The 22012-nt window shown below is 59.9% G+C and carries 24 protein-coding genes and 1 tRNA gene; 15 read left to right on the top strand and 10 right to left on the bottom strand.

Translation table 11 applies throughout. From position 1 onward, the window contains the following. Positions 1-45 precede the first annotated feature (45 nt). Positions 46-1485 carry a DegQ family serine endoprotease gene (locus ACP7C6_RS14600; protein ID WP_028619342.1) on the top strand — a complete coding sequence of 480 codons (1440 nt, stop codon included), beginning with the start codon at positions 46-48 and terminating at the stop codon, positions 1483-1485. Positions 1486-1550: 65 nt separating this feature from the next. Here ACP7C6_RS14600 and ACP7C6_RS14595 read toward each other — a convergent pair whose 3' ends face one another. Next, on the bottom strand, positions 1551-2984 hold the full coding sequence (locus ACP7C6_RS14595) for a M48 family metalloprotease (protein WP_426108927.1): 1434 nt from the start codon (positions 2982-2984) through the stop codon (positions 1551-1553). A gap of 94 nt (positions 2985-3078) precedes the next feature. Here ACP7C6_RS14595 and ACP7C6_RS14590 point away from each other — a divergent pair, with 94 nt between their 5' ends. Both ACP7C6_RS14590 and ACP7C6_RS14585 read left to right on the top strand, forming a co-directional pair. Continuing rightward, on the top strand, positions 3079-3318 hold the full coding sequence (locus tag ACP7C6_RS14590; RefSeq protein WP_028619344.1) for a sulfurtransferase TusA family protein: 240 nt from the start codon (positions 3079-3081) through the stop codon (positions 3316-3318). 31 nt (positions 3319-3349) lie between these two features. After that, the gene (locus tag ACP7C6_RS14585; RefSeq protein WP_028619345.1) at positions 3350-4420 is read left to right on the top strand and encodes an AI-2E family transporter; all 1071 of its coding nucleotides are present in this window, start codon (positions 3350-3352) and stop codon (positions 4418-4420) included. 115 nt (positions 4421-4535) lie between these two features. Here ACP7C6_RS14585 and ACP7C6_RS14580 read toward each other — a convergent pair whose 3' ends face one another. Both ACP7C6_RS14580 and ACP7C6_RS14575 read right to left on the bottom strand, forming a co-directional pair. Next, positions 4536-5009 (bottom strand): peroxiredoxin, encoded by a 474-nt coding sequence (locus ACP7C6_RS14580; RefSeq protein ID WP_025855402.1) that lies wholly within the window; start codon positions 5007-5009, stop codon positions 4536-4538. Positions 5010-5019: 10 nt separating this feature from the next. Continuing rightward, a complete protein-coding gene (locus ACP7C6_RS14575) occupies positions 5020-5580 on the bottom strand; it encodes a glycine cleavage system protein R (RefSeq protein ID WP_003172487.1) in 561 nt (186 codons plus the stop codon). A 273-nt stretch (positions 5581-5853) separates the two neighbouring features. On the opposite strand from ACP7C6_RS14575, the gene dapA reads away from it, so the two are divergent. The 7 genes from dapA (at position 5854) to hepT (ending at position 10499) form a co-directional block, all read left to right on the top strand. Beyond that, positions 5854-6732 carry a 4-hydroxy-tetrahydrodipicolinate synthase gene (gene dapA, locus ACP7C6_RS14570; protein WP_016975174.1) on the top strand — a complete coding sequence of 293 codons (879 nt, stop codon included), beginning with the start codon at positions 5854-5856 and terminating at the stop codon, positions 6730-6732. A gap of 17 nt (positions 6733-6749) precedes the next feature. Next, complete coding sequence (gene bamC, locus ACP7C6_RS14565) at positions 6750-7865, top strand: outer membrane protein assembly factor BamC (RefSeq protein ID WP_028619346.1); 1116 nt, start codon at positions 6750-6752, stop codon at positions 7863-7865. Positions 7866-7869: 4 nt separating this feature from the next. After that, positions 7870-8628: an MBL fold metallo-hydrolase gene (locus tag ACP7C6_RS14560; protein WP_016975176.1), complete on the top strand. Its 759-nt coding sequence runs from the start codon at positions 7870-7872 to the stop codon at positions 8626-8628. Positions 8629-8655: 27 nt separating this feature from the next. Then, the gene (gene purC / locus ACP7C6_RS14555; RefSeq protein ID WP_028619348.1) at positions 8656-9369 is read left to right on the top strand and encodes a phosphoribosylaminoimidazolesuccinocarboxamide synthase; all 714 of its coding nucleotides are present in this window, start codon (positions 8656-8658) and stop codon (positions 9367-9369) included. 84 nt (positions 9370-9453) lie between these two features. Then, positions 9454-9543: transfer RNA gene (locus tag ACP7C6_RS14550), tRNA-Ser, on the top strand. A 121-nt stretch (positions 9544-9664) separates the two neighbouring features. Beyond that, positions 9665-10060: a type VII toxin-antitoxin system MntA family adenylyltransferase antitoxin gene (gene mntA, locus ACP7C6_RS14545; RefSeq protein WP_426108926.1), complete on the top strand. Its 396-nt coding sequence runs from the start codon at positions 9665-9667 to the stop codon at positions 10058-10060. Next, complete coding sequence (hepT, locus tag ACP7C6_RS14540; protein ID WP_426108925.1) at positions 10050-10499, top strand: type VII toxin-antitoxin system HepT family RNase toxin; 450 nt, start codon at positions 10050-10052, stop codon at positions 10497-10499. The genes mntA and hepT overlap by 11 nt, the downstream gene beginning before the upstream one ends. Before the next feature lie 57 nt (positions 10500-10556). Here hepT and ACP7C6_RS14535 read toward each other — a convergent pair whose 3' ends face one another. Further along, the gene (locus ACP7C6_RS14535) at positions 10557-11783 is read right to left on the bottom strand and encodes an MFS transporter (RefSeq protein ID WP_123476385.1); all 1227 of its coding nucleotides are present in this window, start codon (positions 11781-11783) and stop codon (positions 10557-10559) included. 282 nt (positions 11784-12065) lie between these two features. Here ACP7C6_RS14535 and ACP7C6_RS14530 point away from each other — a divergent pair, with 282 nt between their 5' ends. Beyond that, on the top strand, positions 12066-12314 hold the full coding sequence (locus tag ACP7C6_RS14530) for a hypothetical protein (RefSeq protein WP_028619352.1): 249 nt from the start codon (positions 12066-12068) through the stop codon (positions 12312-12314). A gap of 67 nt (positions 12315-12381) precedes the next feature. Here the strand turns inward: ACP7C6_RS14530 and ACP7C6_RS14525 are convergent, their stop codons facing one another. Then, positions 12382-13320 (bottom strand): LysR family transcriptional regulator, encoded by a 939-nt coding sequence (locus ACP7C6_RS14525; protein ID WP_028619353.1) that lies wholly within the window; start codon positions 13318-13320, stop codon positions 12382-12384. A gap of 158 nt (positions 13321-13478) precedes the next feature. Here ACP7C6_RS14525 and ACP7C6_RS14520 point away from each other — a divergent pair, with 158 nt between their 5' ends. The 3 genes from ACP7C6_RS14520 to ACP7C6_RS14510 all read left to right on the top strand — a co-directional run bounded on the left by ACP7C6_RS14520 (position 13479) and on the right by ACP7C6_RS14510 (position 17157). Continuing rightward, entirely contained in the window at positions 13479-14798 is a 1320-nt protein-coding gene (locus tag ACP7C6_RS14520) for an MFS transporter (protein WP_028619354.1), read from the top strand. A gap of 13 nt (positions 14799-14811) precedes the next feature. Then, positions 14812-16041 (top strand): Zn-dependent hydrolase, encoded by a 1230-nt coding sequence (locus ACP7C6_RS14515; RefSeq protein ID WP_068934937.1) that lies wholly within the window; start codon positions 14812-14814, stop codon positions 16039-16041. Between the two features lie 87 nt (positions 16042-16128). After that, the gene (locus tag ACP7C6_RS14510; RefSeq protein WP_426108924.1) at positions 16129-17157 is read left to right on the top strand and encodes a histone deacetylase family protein; all 1029 of its coding nucleotides are present in this window, start codon (positions 16129-16131) and stop codon (positions 17155-17157) included. A gap of 44 nt (positions 17158-17201) precedes the next feature. Here the strand turns inward: ACP7C6_RS14510 and ACP7C6_RS14505 are convergent, their stop codons facing one another. Genes ACP7C6_RS14505 through ACP7C6_RS14495 form a run of 3 tightly spaced genes read right to left on the bottom strand, consistent with a single transcriptional unit; the run spans position 17202 to position 18838 of the window. Continuing rightward, positions 17202-18095, bottom strand: coding sequence for a hypothetical protein (locus tag ACP7C6_RS14505; RefSeq protein ID WP_426108923.1), 894 nt, complete (start codon positions 18093-18095; stop codon positions 17202-17204). Between the two features lie 3 nt (positions 18096-18098). Then, the gene (locus ACP7C6_RS14500) at positions 18099-18437 is read right to left on the bottom strand and encodes a type II toxin-antitoxin system RelE/ParE family toxin (RefSeq protein ID WP_426108922.1); all 339 of its coding nucleotides are present in this window, start codon (positions 18435-18437) and stop codon (positions 18099-18101) included. After that, positions 18434-18838, bottom strand: coding sequence for a ribbon-helix-helix domain-containing protein (locus tag ACP7C6_RS14495; RefSeq protein ID WP_122724901.1), 405 nt, complete (start codon positions 18836-18838; stop codon positions 18434-18436). The genes ACP7C6_RS14500 and ACP7C6_RS14495 overlap by 4 nt, the downstream gene beginning before the upstream one ends. A 206-nt stretch (positions 18839-19044) precedes the next feature. On the opposite strand from ACP7C6_RS14495, the gene ACP7C6_RS14490 reads away from it, so the two are divergent. Further along, the gene (locus ACP7C6_RS14490) at positions 19045-19947 is read left to right on the top strand and encodes a LysR family transcriptional regulator (RefSeq protein WP_028619360.1); all 903 of its coding nucleotides are present in this window, start codon (positions 19045-19047) and stop codon (positions 19945-19947) included. Here ACP7C6_RS14490 and ACP7C6_RS14485 read toward each other — a convergent pair. Then, positions 19939-20697 (bottom strand): substrate-binding domain-containing protein, encoded by a 759-nt coding sequence (locus tag ACP7C6_RS14485; RefSeq protein WP_028619361.1) that lies wholly within the window; start codon positions 20695-20697, stop codon positions 19939-19941. The genes ACP7C6_RS14490 and ACP7C6_RS14485 overlap by 9 nt on opposite strands. Beyond that, the gene (locus tag ACP7C6_RS14480) at positions 20697-22001 is read right to left on the bottom strand and encodes an MFS transporter (RefSeq protein WP_068934928.1); all 1305 of its coding nucleotides are present in this window, start codon (positions 21999-22001) and stop codon (positions 20697-20699) included. Before ACP7C6_RS14480 ends, ACP7C6_RS14485 begins: the two co-directional genes overlap by 1 nt. Positions 22002-22012 lie beyond the last annotated feature (11 nt).

The raw sequence follows: 22012 nt of genomic DNA, 5'->3' as shown, positions 1-22012 counted from the left end.
TCTTGAACCCTGTCGCTCAACCCTGCTCGTCGTAACGGGAGCTGTATGTCGATACCACGTTTGAAGTCTTACCTATCCATAGTCGCCACGGTATTGGTGCTGGGTCAGGCCGTGTCCGCGCAAGCGGCCGAGCTGCCTGACTTCACCCAATTGGTTGAGCAGGCCTCGCCGGCCGTGGTGAACATCAGTACCACGCAAAAACTGCCGGATCGCAAAGTCTCCAACCAGCAGATGCCGGACCTGGAAGGCCTGCCGCCCATGTTGCGCGAGTTTTTCGAGCGTGGCATGCCGCAACCGCGCGCGCCCCGTGGTGGCGGTGGTGGCCAGCGTGAGGCTCAGTCCCTGGGTTCGGGCTTCATTATCTCGCCTGATGGCTACATTCTCACCAACAACCACGTGATTGCCGATGCCGACGAGATTCTCGTGCGCCTGGCGGATCGCAGTGAACTGAAAGCCAAACTGGTGGGCACCGATCCACGCTCCGATGTGGCCCTGTTGAAGATCGAAGGCAAGGACTTGCCGGTGCTGAAACTGGGTAAATCCCAGGACCTGAAGGCTGGGCAGTGGGTCGTCGCCATCGGCTCGCCGTTTGGTTTTGACCACACCGTGACCCAAGGTATCGTCAGCGCCATCGGCCGCAGCTTGCCGAACGAGAACTACGTGCCGTTCATCCAGACTGACGTGCCGATCAATCCGGGCAACTCCGGTGGTCCGCTGTTCAACCTGGCGGGCGAAGTGGTAGGCATCAACTCGCAGATCTACACCCGCTCCGGTGGCTTCATGGGGGTGTCGTTCGCTATCCCGATCGACGTCGCGATGGATGTTTCCAACCAGTTGAAAAGCGGCGGCAAGGTCAGCCGTGGCTGGTTGGGCGTGGTGATCCAGGAAGTGAACAAAGACCTGGCTGAATCCTTCGGTCTCGACAAGCCGGCCGGTGCCCTGGTCGCGCAGATCCAGGACGACGGCCCGGCTGCCAAAGGTGGCCTGCAAGTGGGCGACGTAATTCTGAGCATGAATGGCCAGCCGATCGTCATGTCGGCCGACCTGCCGCATCTGGTGGGTGCACTTAAGGCTGGCAGCAAGGCCAAGCTGGAAGTGATCCGCGAAGGCAAGCGTCAGACCGTTGAACTGACGGTGGGTGCCATCCCTGAAGAGGGTGCAACCCTGGATGCACTGGGCAACGCGAAGCCAGGTGCTGAGCGCAGCAGCAACCGCTTGGGCATTGCCGTGGCCGAGCTGACCGATGAGCAGAAGAAATCCTTCGACCTCAAGAGCGGTGTGGTGATCAAGGAAGTGCAGGACGGTCCTGCCTCCCTGATCGGTCTGCAGCCGGGTGACGTCATCACCCACCTGAACAACCAGGCCATCGACAGCACCAAGCAATTCACCGATATCGCCAAGGCGTTGCCGAAGAATCGTTCGGTGTCGATGCGCGTGCTGCGTCAAGGGCGTGCAAGCTTCATTACCTTCAAGCTCGCCGAATAAGTCGGTAGAAACAAAAAGCCCCGCCTTCGTTAAACGAGGGCGGGGCTTTTTTGTGGGCGAGAGGTTTAGCTCATCATCCCTTTGACCAGGCGTTCTTGCTCGATCAGCTCGCGTTGACGGGCGTCGAGGCGCGACGACAGTGGGAAGTTGTTGCCAGCGCGACGTTTGGCAAAGTCCAACTGCTGGATGGCCTGCTGGAAGTCACCCACCAGCGCGAAGTATTCGGCGCGGGCCTGGTGCAGGCCGATAATATTGCCGGACAAGCCGCGTGTCTCTGCAACCTGATACCAGACGTCCGGATCATCCGGACGAGATTTGAGCAAGCTATCCAATGCCTTTTCCGCATCCGCGGTACGGTTCTGTTTGAGAAGAAGATCCACGCGTAGCTGATTCAGTGGGTAGTTGCCCGGATACTGAGTCAGCATTCGATCAGTACGTTGCTGGGCATCAGGCAGATGGTTGTTGTCTATCTCAAGTTGGATCAGCGCCAGGTTGTAGGTGATGTCGTTCGGCGCCTTGGCCAGTAACGTTGTCAGGTTTTCACGCGCTTGCTTGAACTGAGAACCCTTGATCTGGGCGATAGCCAGGCCATAACGCGCCACATCGTTTTTCGGGTTTTCGTCCAACTGCGCCTGGAAGCGCTTGGCGGCGAGTCCTGAGGTGTCTTCGTATTGCAGCTGCACCCGTGCGCGAATCAGTTGATAGCGCAGGCTGTCTTCCTTGCCGCCGGCTTTGGCCTGCTCGGCGCGGTTGCGGGTGTCGGCGATCCGCGATTCGGTCACTGGGTGCGTGAGCAGGAATTCCGGTGGCTTGGCGTCGAAGCGGTATTGGCGCATCAAGCGCTCGAACATGGTCGGCATGGAGCGCGGGTCGTAACCGGCTTTTTCCAGGTTGAGGATGCCGATACGGTCGGCCTCTTGTTCGTTCTGACGGGAGAACCGGCGTTGTTCCTGGATAGCAGCGGCCTGGGTGCCGGCAATGGCGGCAATACCCGCGTCACCCGCGCCGGCTGCTGCGGCAATGATGCCGCCCAGCAGCGCGGCCATCATCGGGATCTGCATGCGCTGCTGCGCTTCCACGCCACGGGCGAAGTGGCGTTGGGATAAATGCGCCAATTCGTGAGCCAATACCGAGGCGTATTCCCCTTCGGTCTGGGCGTTGAGGAACAGGCCGCCGTTGACGCCGACGATGCCGCCAGGCGCGGCGAAGGCGTTCAATTGCGGGCTGTTGATCAGGATGAACTCCAGGCGCCGGTCATTGACCTGGCTGGTCTCTACCAATTTGTACACGCTGGTTTCGACGTAATCCTTGAGCTGCGGATCGTTGAGTTGCGAGACTTGGCCCCGAAGGTAAGCCAGCCAGGCGCGGCCCAACTGGTATTCCTGTTGTGGCGAGACAATGGCAGAACTGGCGTCGCCGAGTGACGGCAGGTCGTCAGCGAAGCCTGGGGAGGCCAGCAGGCAAGCCAGCGTCAGCAGGGTAGGGCGCAAAAAAGTCATGCACAAAGCCTTTCGACAAAGAGCTTACTGTAGCCGGACACTGAGCTTCGGACCAGATATTCTAAGCATCCCCGACGCTTGCCTGGAGTAAATCATGACCGACGCTGTAGCCTTTGATGCCGAACTCGATGCCAGCGGTCTCAATTGCCCGTTGCCTTTGCTCAAGGCCAAGCTGGAGCTCAATCGATTGGCCAGTGGAGCAGTGCTTAAGGTGATCGCCACGGACGCGGGCTCCCAGCGTGATTTTCGCACCTTTGCCAAGCTGGCCGGCCACACGCTGTTGCATGAAGACGACGCCGCCGGTGTGTACCGTTACTGGTTGCGCAAGGCCTGAACCGTTTGCCCCCACCCGCCGAGGTTGATTGATGTTCAAAGTGTTACGAGACTGGATCCAGCGCTACTTCTCCGATGAGGAGGCCGTGGTGTTGGCGGTCCTGCTGTTTCTGGCCTTTACGGCCGTGCTCACCTTGGGCGGCATGCTGGCGCCGGTATTGGCGGGGATGGTGTTGGCGTATCTGATGCAAGGCTTGGTCACCACACTGGAGCGCTTGCGCTTGCCAGGCGGAGCCGCCGTGGGCCTGGTGTTCGCCTTGTTCATGGGGCTGCTGGTGCTGTTTGTCGTGGTAGTACTGCCGCTGCTGTGGCATCAGTTGATCACGTTGTTCAACGAACTGCCGGGCATGCTCGCCAAATGGCAGTCACTGTTGCTGCTGTTGCCGGAGCGCTATCCGCATCTGGTCTCGGACGAACAGGTGTTGCAGGCCATCGAAGCGGCACGCGGCGAGATCGGAAAATTCGGGCAATGGGCACTGACCTTTTCCCTGTCCAGCCTGCCGTTGCTGGTCAACATCATGATCTACCTGGTACTGGTGCCGATCCTGGTGTTCTTCTTCCTCAAGGACCGCGCCATGATCGGCCGCTGGGTGCGTGGCTACCTACCGCGCGAACGTGCGTTGATTACCAGGGTGGCCGAGGAAATGAACCGGCAGATTGCCAACTACATTCGCGGCAAGGTCATCGAGATCATTATCTGCGGCGGCGTGACTTATATCGCCTTTATTGCCCTGGACCTGAACTATGCGGCCTTGCTGGCGTTGCTGGTGGGGATTTCGGTGGTGGTGCCGTATGTCGGCGCCGTGGTGGTGACGGTGCCGGTAGCCTTGATCGCGTTGTTCCAGTGGGGCTGGAGCGACCAGTTCATCTACCTGATGGCGGTGTACGGAATCATCCAGACCCTGGATGGCAACGTGCTGGTGCCGCTGCTGTTCTCGGAGGCCGTCAACCTGCACCCGGTAGCGATCATTTGTGCGGTGCTGTTGTTCGGTGGGCTGTGGGGGTTCTGGGGCGTGTTCTTTGCAATCCCGCTGGCGACGCTGTTCAAGGCGGTGCTGGATGCGTGGCCACGGCAAGAGCCGGTGGTGGCGCCGTTGCTTTGAATGTTGCGGGGGGATCGAAGACGCTATCGCCGGCAAGCCAGCTCCTACATATGATTTTGTTACAAATGTAGGAGCCGGCTTGCCGGCGATGACAATCCAAAGGACGCCGCAGCGATCAAGCCTTGTTCAGCGCCTGCGCCGCCGCCAAAACGGCATCCACGTGGCCTGGCACTTTCACACCACGCCATTCCTGGCGCAGCACACCTTCGCTGTCGATCAGGAAGGTGCTGCGATCCACACCCAGGTATTCCTTGCCATACAGCTTCTTCAACTTGATCACATCAAACAGCTGGCAGACCGCTTCATCCTTGTCGCTGATCAGCTCGAAGGGGAATTCCTGCTTGCCCTTGAAGTTCTCGTGGGACTTCACGCTGTCCCGCGACACCCCAAACACTTCGGTGTTGGCCGCTTTGAATGCCGCGTACTGGTCACGGAAACCCTGGCCTTCAGTGGTGCAGCCCGGGGTGCTGTCCTTCGGATAGAAGTAGATCACCACTTGCTTGCCCTTGAGGGCTGCAAGGCTGAAGGTCTGGCCGCTGGTGGCCTGTGCTTCGAAATCGGCTACGGGTTTGTCGATGACTACCGCCATGAAAACTTCCTTACATTGGGTTCTGTGGGCGCCATGGCTCGATCAGTGCGTCGAGGTTCAGGGCATCGGCGAAATCCAGGAACTGGTCGCGCAGCCAACTGATCTGCACGCCGGCCGGCAAGGTCACGGTGAACGTGGCATTCAACATGGTGCCGCCGGTTTGTGGGGCCTGGTAGGTGTCGCAGGTCAGGTTCTCCAGCTCGACGTTGTGGTCGATGAAGAACTGGCACAGTTCGTTGACGATGTCCGAACGATAGGCCGAACTGACATACGCCACATAAGGCAGGGCCTGGGGACGATTCTCCAGGGCGGCACTGCGCACCACATTGACCGTGAAGTCATGCTTCTTGGCCAGGCCCGGCAGGCCGGTTTCCAGGCGCGCCAAGGCGTCCCAGGTGCCGGAGATCTGCAGGACCAGCGCGCTGCACTCGCCGTGGCGGGTCAGGCGGGAAGTCACGACGGCGCAGCGGTTTTCATGGCTGGCGCGGCACAGGACGTTGGTCAGCTCCATGGGGTTGGCGCCGAGGGCACTGATAACAAGGAATTGTTCGCGAACTGTGGGGGTGGACATGCAGCCTTCCTAAAACGATGAGCGGTCGATACTGTGCGGGCTGTATCGATCAAAGGATGAAGGGTAGCGAAAACCGTCGCCAAGGGATAGGAGGTGGCCTTTTCATTGCGTAATCGGCTCGATTTTACCGTGCTCCTGGGCAGGCTTTGGCCCAATGATGGCATTGCCCGTCGTTTAGTTGCGCCATAACGCATCCTCAGGCGGTACTTCGCTTGTGCAAGCATCTTGGCGCCAGTACCATTACGGCTCTCTTTTTCCGGCAGGAGCGGTTGCATGATTGCGGGCAGTATGGTGGCACTGGTCACACCCATGGATGCACAAGGTCATCTCGACTGGGACAGCCTGGGCAAACTGGTGGACTTCCACCTGCAAGAAGGCACCAACGCCATCGTGGCGGTCGGCACCACCGGTGAATCGGCCACCCTCGATGTGGAAGAACACATCCAGGTCATCGAATTCGTGGTCAAGCGCGTCGCGGGTCGTATTGCCGTGATCGCCGGTACGGGCGCCAACTCGACGCGTGAAGCGATCGAGCTGACCAAGAACGCCAAGAAGGCCGGCGCCGATGCGTGCCTGCTGGTGACACCGTACTACAACAAGCCGACCCAGGAAGGCCTGTATCAGCACTTCCGCGCCATCGCCGAAGCGGTCGATATCCCGCAGATCCTTTACAACGTGCCAGGCCGCACCGCGTGCGACATGAAGGCCGAGACCGTGATCCGCCTGTCCACCGTGCCGAACATCATCGGTATCAAGGAAGCCACCGGCGACCTGCAACGTGCCAAGGATATCCTGGCCGGCGTGAGCAGCGATTTCCTGGTGTATTCCGGTGACGATGCCACCGCCGTAGAGCTGATCCTGCTGGGCGGCAAGGGCAACATCTCCGTGACCGCCAATGTGGCCCCGCGCGCCATGAGCGAAATGTGCGCCGCCGCCATTGCAGGCGACGCCGTGACCGCCCGCGCGATCCACGAGAAGTTGATGCCGCTCAACAAGACACTGTTTATCGAATCCAACCCTATTCCCGTGAAGTGGGCGCTGACTGAAATGGGCATGATGCCGGACGGTATCCGTCTGCCGCTCACCCGTCTCAGCGAAGCCTGTCACGAACCGCTGCGACAGGCCCTGCGCCAGTCCGGCGTCCTGGTTTAATTGAGGAAGCACTACGCATGAAGCGATTGGCCGGACTTTCCGCACTTGCCTTGATTATCTCCAGCACCAGTGGCTGCGGTTGGATCTGGGGCCCGGAAGGCTACTTCCGTGACCGCGGCAGCGATTACCTGGAAGCACAACCCACCAAACCGATGGAATTGCCGCCAGGCGTCAACGTCGCCAAGCGTCTTGACCCGTTGCTGCCGATCCCGCGCAACGTTGCCGACGACACCACCAAGGGTGAGTACGTGGTGCCGCGTCCGCAGCCGATCTCGGCCGTGGCGGATGCCAGCGACTACAGCCTGCAGAAGAGCGGTGATTCCCGCTGGATCGTGGCTCAGCGCCCACCTGCCGAAGTCTGGCCAGTGGCCGTACAGTTCTTCCAGGACAATGGTTTCCGCATCGACGAGCAGCGCCCGCAGACCGGTGAATTCACCACCGCATGGCAGCAGGGCAGCGAGCTGTCCGCCACCATGGCCAAGCGCCTGCAGGCCGGTGGTGTAGCCGCCGACAGCGAAGCCCGTGTGCGTGTGCGCATCGAGCCAGGCGTGCAGCGTAATACCAGTGAAGTCTATGTGGTCAGCGCCGAGCGTCCGGCCGGTAGCACGGCCAATGTTGATTTCACCAACCGCTCGGTCAATACAGGCGTCGACTCGGCACTGGTCGACGAGATGCTGGCCAGCATGAGCCGTATCTCCGAGAAGGGCGGTTCGGTTTCCCTGCTCGCCGCACGTGATTACGACACCCCGAGCCGCGTCAGCCTCACCGAAGACGGCAGCGGCAACGTGGTGCTGAACCTGGGTGAAGACCTCGACCGTGCCTGGGCCAGTGTTGGCCGTGCATTGGAGCAGGGCCCTTGGCGGGTAGAGGACATTAACCGCAGCCTGGGCCTGTACTACATCAACGTGGCTGAAAAGGCCGAGCGTAAAGATGAAGAGCCAGGTTTCTTCAGCAAACTGTTTGGCAGCCAGCCGACCAAGGAAGAAATCGAGACCCGTGCCGAGCGTTACCAGGTTCGTTTGAGCAAGGTTGGCGAAAGCGTGCAAGTCACCGTCGAGAAGAACATCAATACCGTTGCGCCCGCTGAAACAGCGCGCAAAGTATTGGGCGTGATTCAGGACAACTTGGGCTGATTCGATGCGTTTTGCCGTTCTCGGCAGCGGTAGCCAAGGGAACGGCACGCTGGTCGCACATGACGACACGTATGTGCTGGTGGATTGTGGTTTCTCGTTAAAAGAAACCGAGCGGCGCCTGCTGCGCCTGGGGGTACACCCCGCGCAGCTGAGCGCGATTCTGGTGACCCACGAACATGCCGACCACGTGCATGGCGTGGGTTTGCTGTCTCGGCGCTACAATCTTCCGGTGTACCTCAGTCGCGGTACCTTGCGCGGGATGCGCAAACCCATTGAACCCGCAGGTTTCCTGGCCGGTGGCGAGCAGCTGCAAATCGGTGCCTTGAGCATCGAGGTGATTGCCGTGGCGCACGACGCCCAGGAACCGACGCAATATGTCTTCAGTGATGGTGAGCGGCGCTTCGGCGTACTCACCGACCTGGGTTCCTACTGCGCCAAGGTGCTGGACGGTTACCGGAACCTCGATGCCTTGATGATCGAGTCCAACCACTGCCGAGACCTGCTGGCTCGCGGTCACTACCCCTACTTCCTCAAGCAGCGGGTGGGCGGCGAACTGGGACATTTGAACAACCACCAGGCGGCGTACCTGGTGTATGAGTTGGGCTGGCAAGACTTGCAACACCTGGTCCTGGCCCACCTGAGCAGCAAGAACAACCTGCCGCAGCTGGCCCGGCAATGTTTTGTCGACACCCTTGGGTGCGACCCGGACTGGCTGCAACTGGCCGATCAAGATTCAGGGCTCGACTGGCGACACATCGCCTAGCCCACCATTTAGCAAGCGGAGCCCATCATGGAAAAACGTGAAGAACTCTACCGCGGCAAAGCCAAGTCGGTGTACAAGACCGACGACGCCAACCGCCTGATCCTGCTGTTTCGCAACGACACGTCGGCGTTCGATGGCAAGCGCATTGAACAACTTGACCGCAAAGGCATGGTGAACAACAAGTTCAACGCCTTCATCATGCAGAAACTCGAAGAGGCCGGCATTCCGACCCAATTCGACAAACTGCTGGGCGACAACGAGTGCCTGGTCAAGAAGCTCGACATGATCCCGGTTGAGTGCGTCGTGCGTAACTACGCCGCCGGCAGTCTGGTCAAGCGTCTGGGCGTGGAAGAGGGGCTCAAGCTCAACCCTTACACCTTCGAGCTGTTCCTGAAGGACGACGCCAAGGGCGACCCGTTCATCAACGAATCCCACGTCGTGGCGTTCGGCTGGGGCACCGCTGAGCAACTGGCGCGCATGAAAGAGTTGTCCCTCAAGGTCAACGAAGTCCTGAGCAAACTGTTCGACGACGCAGGCCTGCTGCTGGTGGACTTCAAACTGGAATTCGGCGTGTTCCACGACGGCTCCATCGTCCTGGGCGACGAATTCAGCCCGGACGGCTGCCGCCTGTGGGACAAAGACACCAAGAAGAAGATGGACAAAGACCGCTTCCGCCAAGGTCTCGGTGATGTCATCGAAGCCTACGAAGAAGTCGCCAACCGTCTGGGCGTACCGCTTTAATCGACGCAAGCATCTGATAGCACGGAAAAAAATCTCGTTTCGAGCTTTGCTTTCCTGAGTCACACTGTTATGATGCGCGCCGTTGGAGAGATGCCAGAGTGGCCGAATGGGACGGATTCGAAATCCGTTGTACCTTCACCGGTACCTAGGGTTCGAATCCCTATCTCTCCGCCATTATTGAATAATGAAAAACCCCCGATAACCTAAAGGTTGTCGGGGGTTTTTTGTTTTGGGGCAGAAATTTGAAGATGAATTCTGCTACGGTCATTCATCGGATGGCACCATGAGTCGCAACATGAACGTTGAAGCAGTGTTGGCGCAGTTATTGGCGAGTGTCCCTGATCTGATGGCTGTCTATGTGTTTGGCAGTCAAGCGACGGGTGGGGCGAATGCCGACAGCGATCTCGACCTGGCAGTGCTTGCTGCCGGCACAGTGGACCCGCTACTGCTGTGGCAGACAGCGGGGGAGCTTGCTGACATCGTGGCGGTGCCCGTCGATCTGCTGGACCTGCGCGCGGCCTCCACGGTTATGCAATATCAGGTAATAACAACCGGGCGTCGGCTCTGGAACAAGGACAGTCAGGCAGGTATTTTCGAGAGCTATATCCTCAGCGAAAAAACCGCGCTGGACACTGCAAGGGCGGCGCTGTTGGCTGATATTCAGCAGGAAGGAAAAGTGCATGGTCGATGATGTGCTCATCCACAAAGCCTCGAGTATTGAGCGCTGTGTGGCTCGCGCTCGCGAGGAGTACGACAAGGACCCTGACAGTTTCGCGACTGACTTAACCCGACAGGATGCGGCGATTCTCAACATTCAGCGTGCCTGCGAAGCTGCACTGGATATGGGGCAGCATTTGATCCGTCGTGAGCGGCTGGGCGTCCCTCAGGGCGCACGTGACGTGTTCCAATTGTTATCCCAAGGTGGGTGGGTGAGCCCGTCCTTGTTGACCAACCTGAAGAACATGGTTGGTTTTCGCAACATCGCCGTTCATGAGTATCAAACCCTTCAATTGCCGATCACAGTTGCGATCATCACTCAGCATCTAGGGGATTTTCTGGCGTTTAGCTCATTTATCCTGACTAAGGATGCAAGTCAGTCAGGTGCGACCACAGATACTCATCCCAAGTAAACGAAAAAGCCTGCTGAGCTCAACTTTCAGCAGGCTTTTTAGTCAGTACTGGTTTGGTCAGGCAGTCTGCGCCGCCAAGCTATTGCTGACATTACGGCCCAACACCAGCACCGTCACAAAACCCACGCCCACCAACGCCGTCGCCAGGCTCAACAGCACCGAGCTGCCCATCTGGTCGACGATCCGCCCGCCAAAGAACGACCCCAGCGCAATGATCACCTGGAACAGCGCGACAAACAGCGGCATGCCACGTTCCACATCCTTGGGCGCTACGACAAACATCCAGATACTGGCGCAAGCCGGGAAGGCGCCGAAGGCGAAGCCCCAGAGTGCGATCAGCATGGCGGCGCCGGTCAGGCCGGTGGCGAAGTAGGGGAACAGGGCGGTGCTGGTGCCGATCATCAGTGCGACCAGCAGCAGGGTGTAACGCACACTGCGGTTGGCGGCGAAGCCAGCGAAGATGTTACCTGCCACACCTGCAATGCCAAACATCAGCAGCAGTGAGCCAATAGTCGGGCCATCGAAGCCGGAGCTGTTCTTGAAGAAGGGGGCGACGTAGGTGTACGCAGCAAAGTGCGCCAGGCCGATCAGCAATACCGCGATCAAGCCGACCCGGGCCCGTGGGTTGATGAACAACGCCGGCAGGTCGCTGACGAGAATGGCTTTTTCCGGTTTGAGCGTTGGCAGCAGGAGAACTTGCGCCAACAGCACCGGCAGGCCCACCAGCGCGGTGACCAGGAAGGTCATGCGCCAGCCCATCAGGCCGCTGAGCCAAGTGCCGACGGGCACGCCGAGTACGGTGGCCAGTGTCACGCCCATCATGATGATCGAAGTGGCCTTCGCGACGTCCACGCCCCTGGGGGCCAGGCGGCCGCTGAGGGCGATGGCTGTCGCCCAGAAACCGCCGATGCTGATACCCAGCAATACGCGACCGAATAGCAGCAGGCTGAAATCACTGGCGAAGGCCACGACCATGTTGGCCACGATCATGATCAACGTCAGGCCGATCAGCAGGTAACGGCGATCCATAGCGCCAATGATCACTGACAGCAAAGGGGCCGCCAGCGCGGCCATGATGCCGGGCAGGGTGACCATCAGGCCTGCGTGGCCAGCAGTGATGCCTAGGTCCGCAGCGACATCGTTGAGTACGCCCACCGGTAGGAACTCGCTGGTCACCAGGGCAAAGGCGCCCACCGCGACCGAGAGGATCGCCAACCACTGCTGTTTGACGCTCTGTTGATTATGTTCGGGAAGGCCGCGGGGGGCCTGGCTGGCACTTGGCATAGTGTTGGGTTCCAGGATGAACGTCGCCTGAAGCCAGGCGAGGGGGAGGGAGTTAGGACGCGATTATAGGAATCAGTGCTGAAAATCGAGCAGGCGCTCGTTTCGATAGTAATCATCAGTGCTATCGATGCGACGCTCTAGCACGCACTACGTAAGCCATACACCTTTCATACAGACGTCCCCAACGTTGCCTACAGGCAGCGCATTGCAGTGGCTCCGGCAACTGATTACTTTGTGGTAGCGCACTCGATCAGGCGCTTCCCACTGCAAAGGAGTTGCAGCATGAGCAAAAACACCAAGAAAACCTCGGGCAAGATCGCGACATTGGCAGCGGATACGCTCAACAGTCCAACCTCATCAGCCACTGCCAGAAGTCTTGCCGCTTCAGCGCTAGCCCAGAAAAGCACCGACAAGCAGACCAGCGCAGAGATGGAGGAGACGGCTGGCAAAGTGCTGGGCAGCGATAAATACAACGAAGATACGAAGGCGCTTGCGGCGTCGGTGCTTTCTCAGGCCAATAAAGCGCGTTGACGCGGAGTCGATTCGATTAGGTAGGGAAAGCCCCCGTGTTCTCATCGAGCACGGGGGCCAGGTTCGCTCATCGCGCGAGTTTTTCAGAAAGGCTTTCGATAAATACCGTTTCCGCCCGGCTCATCTTCTGTTCCCGGTTCCACAGCAGATGGATATCCACGTCCGTAATGCCCTCGTCCGGCGGTAGCCGCCATAGCAGCCCGTTCTTCACATCCTCCGCCACCACATGGATCGGCAGGCAGCCCAGGCCGAAGCCGGCAATCACCAATCGCCGCACTTCTTCCAGGCTTGAAGACGACGCCACGATCCGACCGCTGAACCCTTGCTGATCCCGGAAAATCGTCAACGGCGAGAGCATCCCGCCAATCTGGTCGCTGGTAAAACTGACGAAGTTCTCAGATTGCAGGTCCCCCTCTGCCAAACCGATGCGCCCGAACAATGGATGGTGTCGCCCACAAAAAAACGCATAACGCTGGCGCAGGAACAGGTGTTGTTCCAGGCGTGGCTGCGGCCGACGGTTGAGGCTCAGACCCAGGGTCGCGGTTTTTTCCAGGAGCGCGGCGACGATGTCCGAGCTGCGCATCACCTCGACTTCCAGGTCGACCCGAGGATGTTCACGATGAAACTCCGCCAGAAATTCATCGAAGGTGTCCGAGTTGATCCGGCTGATCATCAGCAATCGCACTTTACCGATCACCTCATCGCCCGGTTTTTGCAGGGCATTGCTCATTTGCGACACCTGGCCGTACATCTCGCCGGCGATGGCGAAGATCTGCTCACCGGCCTCCGTCAACACAAAGCGCGGACCACGACGGACGATGAGTTGGCAGTCGAGTTGTTCTTCCAGTCGCTTGAGCGCTTGGCTGATTGCTGGCTGGGTCAAGTGCAGGCGGGCGGCGGCGCGGCTGATGCTCAGCTCTTGGCCAATCACACGGAAGGTGCGCAGCAGGTTCCAGTCCAGGCGGTCGTTGAGCAAGGGATGAATGTCGCGGCGGGCTTCGGGCATGGCACAGCTCGATAATAAGCAGAATTTATAATTGGAATAATAAATAGAAAATTGACTAATCATAGCCCCGAGACGATAAATCACCCTCAACAAGCGCCATCAGAGCGCATGCGTTCGACCCTTCTCCTGCCAAAAAAATAACCAAAGGAGCCAGCCCCATGAAGCCTTCCGCTTCGCCCCAGCCTCGCCGTGCTGCGGCCGCCGCTTTTATCGGCACCATGATCGAGTGGTACGACTTTTACATCTACGCCACTGCCGCAGCGCTGGTGTTTGGCCAGCTGTTTTTCCCCTCCGAAGACAAACTCTTCAGCACCATGGCGGCGTTCGGCACCTTTGCCGTGGGTTTCTTCGCACGGCCGTTGGGCGGCATTGTGTTCGGGCACATCGGCGACCGGATCGGCCGCAAGAAATCCCTGGTGATCACCCTGGTGATGATGGGCGTGGTGACCGTGTGTATCGGTCTGCTACCAACCTATGCGCAGATCGGTGCCGCTGCGCCGGTGCTGCTGATCCTTCTGCGCGTGGTGCAGGGTATTGCCGTTGGCGGCGAGTGGGGCGGTGCGGTGTTGATGGCGGGCGAGCATGCGCCGAAAGGTCGGCGCAACTTCTTTGCTTCCTTCGCGCAATTGGGCAGCCCGGCTGGGCTGATCCTGTCGCTGCTCGCGTTCAGTGCGGTCACCCGTCTGCCGGAAGAAGAGTTATTGAGTTGGGGCTGGCGCGTGCCGTTCCTGGCCAGTGCGTTGCTGTTGGTGGTCGGCCTGGCGATTCGCCTGGGTGTGAATGAGTCGCCGGAATTTCTTGAAGACAAAGCCTTGGCGGAAAAAGCGCGGGCGATCAAGAAAGACCAGGCGCCTGTCATAGAGGTGCTACGAACCGCCTGGCGCCCACTGCTGCTGTGCATCGGGGCCAACACCCTGGGCATTGCCGGCGTGTATTTCACCAACACCTTCATGATTGCCTACAGCACTCAGCAACTGGGCCTACCGCGCTCGCTGATTCTGGAGTGCCTTTTCTTTGTCGCCATCATCCAGTTCTGCGTCCAGCCGCTAGCCGCCTGGGTAGCGGAGAAGGTCGGCGCCACGCGTTTCCTGTGCGCAATGACGGTGCTGGCCATGGCCTCGCCTTATCCGATGTTCGTATTGGTCAGCAGCGGCCAGGCGCCGTTGATCATCCTCGGTATTGCCCTGGCGGTGGTGTGCATGGCGTCGTTTTATGCGGTGATCGCCGGCTTCGTCAGTGGCCTGTTTGAAACCCGCGTGCGCTATACCGCGATCTCCCTGGCCTACCAGGTGTGTGGCGCGCTTGCGGGTGGTCTTACGCCGTTGATCGGCACCTGGCTGGCCCACGAATACCAAGGCCAATGGTGGCCGATGGCAGTGTTCTACAGCTTGATCGCGGCGGTCTCGCTGGTGTGTGTACTGGCGTTGTCGCGTCGGCATGCCACCGCCCACCGTCGTGAAATGGCCCATAGTGTTTGATGGAGTGTCTGTAATGTTGAAGATCAATGGCGAGCGCCTGTGGGCCAGCCTGATGGCCATGGCCGAGATTGGTGCCACGGCACGCGGTGGCAGTTGCCGCCTGGCTTTGAGCGCCGAAGACCAAGCCGGTCGCGAACTGTTCAGCCACTGGTGTACGGCCGCCGGGCTGACCCTGAGCGTGGATGCCATCGGCAATCTGTTTGCCCGTCGTGCCGGTACGGACAAGGATGCGTCGCCAGTGATGATGGGTAGCCACCTCGACACTCAGCCCGAAGGTGGGCGTTTTGACGGTGTCTACGGTGTACTGGCGGGGCTGGAGGTGATCCGTAGCCTTGACGATCACGGGATCCAGACACGCAAGCCGCTGGAAATTGCGGTATGGACCAATGAGGAGGGCGCCCGTTTTACGCCAGCCATGCTCGGCTCGGCGGTATTCACCGGCACCCTGGCACTGGATAAGGCCCTGGCCACTGCCGATGTCGATGGCATCAGTGTGGCCGAGGCTTTGCGTGCTACTGGCTACGACGGCTCACGCCCGTTGGGCGGTGCGGTAGATGCGTATTTCGAAGCGCATATCGAGCAGGGCCCTATTCTTGAGGACAACGCCAAAAGCATCGGTGTGGTCACCGGCGGGCAGGCGATTCGCTGGCTGGATGTGCGCGTCGAAGGCATGGCTGCCCACGCCGGCACTACGCCGATGCTGCTGCGTAAAGACGCCTTGTATGGCGCCGCGCAAATGATCCAGGCCCTGGAGAAACTGGCGGCGGATTTTGCCCCCGAAGGCCTGACCACCGTGGGTGAACTGAGCATCGCCAAATCGTCGCGCAACACTATTCCTGGCCTATTGAATTTCACCGTCGACCTGCGGCATCACCGCGACGTCGATATCGACGCCATGGAACAGCAAGTGCGCCAACAACTGCAGGCTATCGCCGAGCAACGCGGGCTGTCCGTGACCGTCAGTCCACACTGGATCAGCCCGGCCACACCGTTCGACGCCGACTGCGTCGCCTGCGTGCAAGCCGCTGTGGATGCCCTGGGTTACAGCCAGCAACGCATCGTCAGCGGCGCCGGTCACGACGCCATCCACCTGGCGCGCTATTGCCCGACTGCGATGATCTTCATCCCTTGCGTCGGCGGCCTTAGTCACAACGAAGCCGAAGACGTGTTGCCCGAGGACGTGCGCCAGGGCACCGACGTATTGCTCAACGCCGTGTTGAAGCGCGCCGGCCAAGCGACCTGATCACTCATATTTCAAGCCTGACCGGATTCAAATGTGGGCGCAGGCAAGGCAACTCCCACAGGTTCCGTGTTCACCCAGGAGCATCTCATGCGTACATTTTTTCATCCCGAGCAACTTTTGCATCATCCGCGCAGCTACTACTCCCGTGGTCAGATGCGCACGCCGCAGGAGGTTCCCGAGCGTGCCCGCAACCTGCTGTTGGCCGCGCAAACCTTGGGTTTCGACATCCAGCAGCCGCAGGACTACGGCCTCGGTCCATTGCTGGCCGTACATAGTGCGCCTTACCTGGCTTTCCAGCAGGAGGCCCACCAACGCTGGAAGGAAATCCCCGAAGACTGGGGTGACGAAGTCATGTCCAACATCTTCGTGCGCGAACCCAACGCCCTGCGCGGCATCCTTGCCCAGGCTGCGCGCTACCTGGCGGATGGCAGTTGCCCGATCGGCGAGCTGACCTGGCGCTCGGCCTACTGGTCGGCCCAGAGCGCCGTTGCTGCCGCCAAGGACATTCTTGATGGCGCTCCGGCCGCCTACGCCCTTTGTCGCCCACCGGGCCATCATGCTCGCTACGATGCGGCAGGAGGATTCTGTTACATCAACAATGCTGCTGTAGCAGCGCAGGCATTGCGTCAAGGTTTCCAGCGCGTTGCCGTGCTCGACACCGACATGCACCACGGCCAAGGTATCCAGGAGATTTTCTACGACCGCGACGACGTGCTTTACGTCTCGATTCACGGTGACCCCACCAACTTCTACCCCGGCGTAGCCGGCTTCGCCGAAGAGCGCGGTAGTGCAGCAGGTGAAGGCTTCAACCTCAACCTGCCAATGCCCCACGGTGCCAGCGAGGCGGTGTTTTTCGAAAAGGTGGAACTGGCGTTGGCGGCGGTGAAGAACTTCTCGGCAGATGTGCTGGTGCTGTCACTGGGTTTCGATATCTACGAGTTGGACCCGCAGAGCAAAGTCGCCGTTACGCGGGAAGGGTTTGCACGGTTGGGTGAGTGCATTCGTGGATTGGGCTTGCCGTGTGTGATCGTGCAGGAGGGTGGGTATCACCTGGAGACGCTGGATAGCAATGCGCAGGCGTTTTTTAATGGCCCGCAGGTTTGGGAGCTGCTTTGACCTGCGCACCGCCTCAAGGTATGGATGAAGCGGTGGTGCGGTGTTTACGGTAAGGATTTACGCGTGTCGGGTACCAGTTCCAACACCCGGTCCCTGCCACCCTCGGCCAGCAGATAGGTCCCTCGACTGGTTGGCACAATCGACTGCGGCGCCTTCAGGAACGACAAGATCGTCTGTTGGTGCCCCTGCTTGTCTATCAGCAACAACCTCGCTCGGTGCGTGGAGTCCTCATTGACCCACAACCCGCGCTCATCGCACATCAAAAACGTCGGTTTGTTCAGGCCGGCCAGCACGTCGGGATCGCTGCCGTCTTCTGTCAGCTCACGTACCACACCCTTTTTCTTCTCGGTGTAGAGCATGCGCCCGTCGGTGCAACGGACGACGGACTCGCCTTCCTGAATCTGGTCACGCAATACGGTCAGGGTCTGGTCGCTCCAGCGATAACGCAACAGTCGCCCGACAGGCTTGCGGTCCTCGATGGCATAGAGGTAGTCACCGTCATCCCACAGGCCCTGCACGTTCTCACCTCTGAACAGCTCGCTGACGACGCCATCCTTGAGAAAGCTCACGGGCAAATTAGCGGACTCCTGGCTGAACACCCAACCACCGCGTGTGGCGAACAGGCCGTCGGGTTTGGAGAGCTTGTTCACCATCACATCACGCGTTCCATCCTTGAGGATGCGCACGATGCTGCCCTTGGCGTCATCGAGTTCCTGACTGACCATCAATGAACCATCCACCAGAGGCATCAGCGAGGCGGCCTTGGGCACATCGCGGTGCAGCACCTGCACACTCCAGCCGCTGGCTGCGCTGACAGGGTAGAAGCTTTGCCAGGCAAAGAACCCCAGGGTGGCGACGCACAGCAGTCCGATGACCCAGAGCCCTGGCTTCAGCGCCCAGCGCGGGGCACTGTTCACTCTTCCAACTGTCTTGTTCATTGATCACTCTTTATTGGTCAGGGACGACTCCCCATCGCCCTGCAACAATGCCGCGTAGTCCTGCCCACCGTAAAACACTCCGAGGATCGACACTGTTTCGGTCGCGGGGTCCGCCGTGAACGCAATGGCGGTGGTGCGTCGATAGTGCGTGATGCGTAAGTGGGTCAGCAGGTCGTCACGTCGAACTCCGCGCGAGGGAAACAGGCAAAGGTTTTCGCAGTAGCGGATGAGGTTGTCGATAAAGCGTGCCGCTACAACGGGGGAACCGGCATCGCTGATGTAGTCTTCAAGGGCGTCGAGTTGCGCCAATGCTTCAGGCGAAAAGGCTACCGTGTAACTCACGCTTTCCCGGTGCCTTGTCGTTGACGCTTGGCTGCCATGTGTTCTCGAACCTGTTCGACGGACAGCGCACGCTCGGGCTCGGCCTTGAGGGCTGCCGCAGCTGGGATCACCTCGTCCCGCAGCCAGTCTTCCATAGCGCGATCACGGGCCAGCAAGACCCTCAGGCCGTCGCGGATCACTTCACTTTCGGATGCATATTCACCGGCTGCGACTTTGGCTTTGACCAAGGCTGCCATTTCGATTGGCAAGGTAATGCTCATTTGCTGGGTTGAGCGCATGTGGAAGTCCGCCGAAGGAGAGTAGGATTCAATCCTACTTGACCATTGGCGTGATGCAAGAAGCAACTGATCGATGCCGATATCCGGCGATTCGTCGTCTGTCCAGAAGTGATAGGTTTCCATGCGTGCTACATCTCCGGTTGTTTAGGTCAGGTCGCAAGTATTGACCCATTTAGAAAACTGCGTGGCCGCATAAACCCAATAACCCACTGATATGTATGACTTCATATTTGTAGCAGGGTTATTACAACAACCCGGTCCCGGCATGCATGGCGCGCCATCGGCTCCCATACGATAATGCCTGCCACCTCGACCACATTGGCCTTCCCGTGATCATCAACTTCGACCTCAACGACCTCCAAGCCTTCCGCGCCGTGGTAGACAAGGGCAGTTTTCGCGGTGCCGCCGAGGCTATCCGTATCTCGCAGCCGGCCCTCAGCCGGCGTATCGAAAAGCTCGAGACCGCCCTGGATGTGAAGCTGTTCGAACGCACCACGCGGCGCGTCAGCCTGACCATGGTCGGCCGCGCTTTCCTGCCTCAGGTCGAGCGCATGCTCGATGACCTCGATGTGGCGCTCATGGGCATCAGTAATGTCGCGTCCACCCGCATGGGTAATGTCACCATCGCCTGCGTGCCGTCCACCGCGTACTATTTCATGCCCCATGTGATCTCCGAATTCCACAAGTTGTATCCCAAAATTCGCCTGCGGGTGCTGGATGCCAGTGCCGGTGAAGTGTGCAATGCGGTGGGAAGTGGCGAGGCGGATTTCGGCGTGAGTTTCAGCGGCAGTCTGGCCGATGAAGTGGAGTTCGAACTGCTGCTGCAGGAGCGCTATGTGCTGGCCTGTCGCCGCGATCACCCCTTGGCCCAGCGTGACAGCGTGAGCTGGTCGGAGGCCTACGAACACGACTACATCACCGTGGACAAGACCTCTGGTAACCGCTTCCTGCTCGACCAGGCGTTGCGTGGCGTGCGGGTGAAAAAGCCGAGTATCTGCGAGACGCACCACGTAACGACAATGATCGGGCTGGTGGAGGCGGGATTGGGGGTGGCGATGGTGCCCTCGATTGCCATGCCGGCGGGCGAGCACCCGATCTTGGTGAGTGTGCCGCTGGTGGAACCGCAGGTGATGCGCAATGTGGGCTTGATAAAACGCCGCGGGCGGACCTTGCCGCCAGCGGCGCTGGAGTTGGAGCGATTGGTGCGGGAGATGCCGTTTCGGTCAGCGTGACACCGAGTCCAGGCCGGTGGCTTGCACCACCGGTTGCGCCTGGGGCGATGCCAGGTACTGCAACAAGGCCTTGGCCTGTTCAGGGTGTTCGGCATTCACCGGGATACCGGCGGCGAACCGCGTCACCGATTGCACGTCTTCCGGGATCTTGCCGACGTAGGTCACACCCGGCACTGGCAGCAATTCCGCGACCTGCTGCAGGCCCACTTCGTAGTCACCCTTGGCGACCTGTTCTGCTACCGGCAGGCGTTCGATCATGGTGCCCTTGCTCGGCATGCCGAGCTTCTTGAACAACTCCTTCTCGACATACACACCGCTGGCGCTGTCCGAGTAAGCCACGGATTTGGCCTTGCTCAGCACGGCTTTCAGTTCGGCATCAGTACCGATTGCAGGTTTGACCGCTCCGGCCTTCACCACCAGGCCGATGCGCGAGTCCGCCAGTTCCACGCGGGAGGCCGGGTCGACCTTGCCTTGTTTGATCAGGTCATCCAGGGCGTAGCCGACCATGATCACCACGTCGGCGTGTTCGCCACGGGCGAGACGGTTGGGAATCGCTTCCGGCGCCTTGCCCATGGACGGACCCAGAATGGTGTCGAGGCTGTCACCGCTTTGCTTGGCGTACTGCGGGCCAAGCAGTTTATACGCGGCGGTGAAGCCACCCGATGTCATCACCTTGAGCTGTTCGGCCTGGGCCGACAGCGCCAGGGCGCCGAGGGCCAGGGCCGTCAGGGTCTTGAGCAACGGCTTCATCATGCCGCCTCCTGCATGACCTGGCCACGGGTGTTGGCGCGACGGTACAGCGCGAGGGTCGAGCACAGCGCGCAGGCTGCGGCGAACATCATCCAGTAGGCTGGCGAGGCTTTGTCTTCGGTGATGTGGATGAACCAGGTGGAAATCGCCGGGGTAAACCCACCGAAAATCGCGGTCGCCAGGCTGTAGGCCAGGGAGAAACCCGCCACACGCACTTCCACCGGCATGATTTCGGTCAGGGCCGGGATCATGGCGCCGTTGTACATGCCGTAGAGGAAGGAGAACCACAGCAGGGTTTCCAGCATGTGGGCGAAGCTTGGGGCATTCACCACGTAGGACAGCGCTGGATAAGCGGTCAGAACCGTCAGTACGGTCATGGCGATCAGCACCGGCTTGCGGCCAAACCGGTCGCTCAGCGTGCCGCCGATCGGCAACCAGACAAAGTTCGACACCGCCACCAGCAGGGTCACCAGCAGGGCGTCGGAGGTGCTCAATTGCAGCACAGTCTTGCCGAAGGTCGGCGCGTACACGGTGATCAGGTAGAACGCGGTAGTGGTCATGGCCACCATCAGCATGCCGCCGATGACCACGGTCCAGTTCTTCACCAGGGTCGCCATCACTTCGCGCATGGTCGGGCGATGCTTGCGGTTGGCGAACTCTTCGGTTTCCTGCAGGTTGCGCCGCAGGATAAAGATGAACGGGATGATCACGCAGCCGATGGCGAACGGAATGCGCCAGCCCCAATCGGCTACCACGGCCGGTTCCATCCACACGTTCAGGCCATAACCCAGCGCGGCAGCGACCACGATGGAGATCTGTTGGCTGCCCGATTGCCAGCTGGTGTAGAAGCCTTTGCGGCCGGGGGTGGCCATTTCGGACAGGTACACCGACACACCGCCCAATTCCGCGCCGGCCGAGAAGCCCTGCAACAGGCGGCCCAGCAGCACCAGCAAAGGTGCCCAGAGGCCAATGGTGTGATAACCGGGCACCAGCACAATCAGCAGCGTGCCGCTGGCCATGATCGACAGGGTCACGATCAGCCCTTTGCGGCGACCGACGTCATCGATATAGGCACCCAGGATGATCGCGCCCAATGGACGCATCAGGAAGCCCGCGCCGAACACGGCGAAGGTCATCATTAATGACGCAAACTCATTAGCGGCAGGGAAGAACGCGGCAGCGATGTAGGTGGCATAAAAACCGAACAGGAAGAAGTCGAACTGTTCGAGGAAATTGCCCGAAGTCACGCGGAAAACCGCGCCCACTTTCGAGCGGGCAGAGTCGGGTCGGGTAGGGCTAGTCATGGTTTTGTGTC

The sequence above is a fragment of the Pseudomonas sp. TWR1-1-4 genome (genome assembly GCF_049897165.1).
Classification (GTDB): domain Bacteria; phylum Pseudomonadota; class Gammaproteobacteria; order Pseudomonadales; family Pseudomonadaceae; genus Aquipseudomonas; species Aquipseudomonas canadensis.
This window is presented reverse-complemented; position numbering and strand designations above follow the sequence as displayed.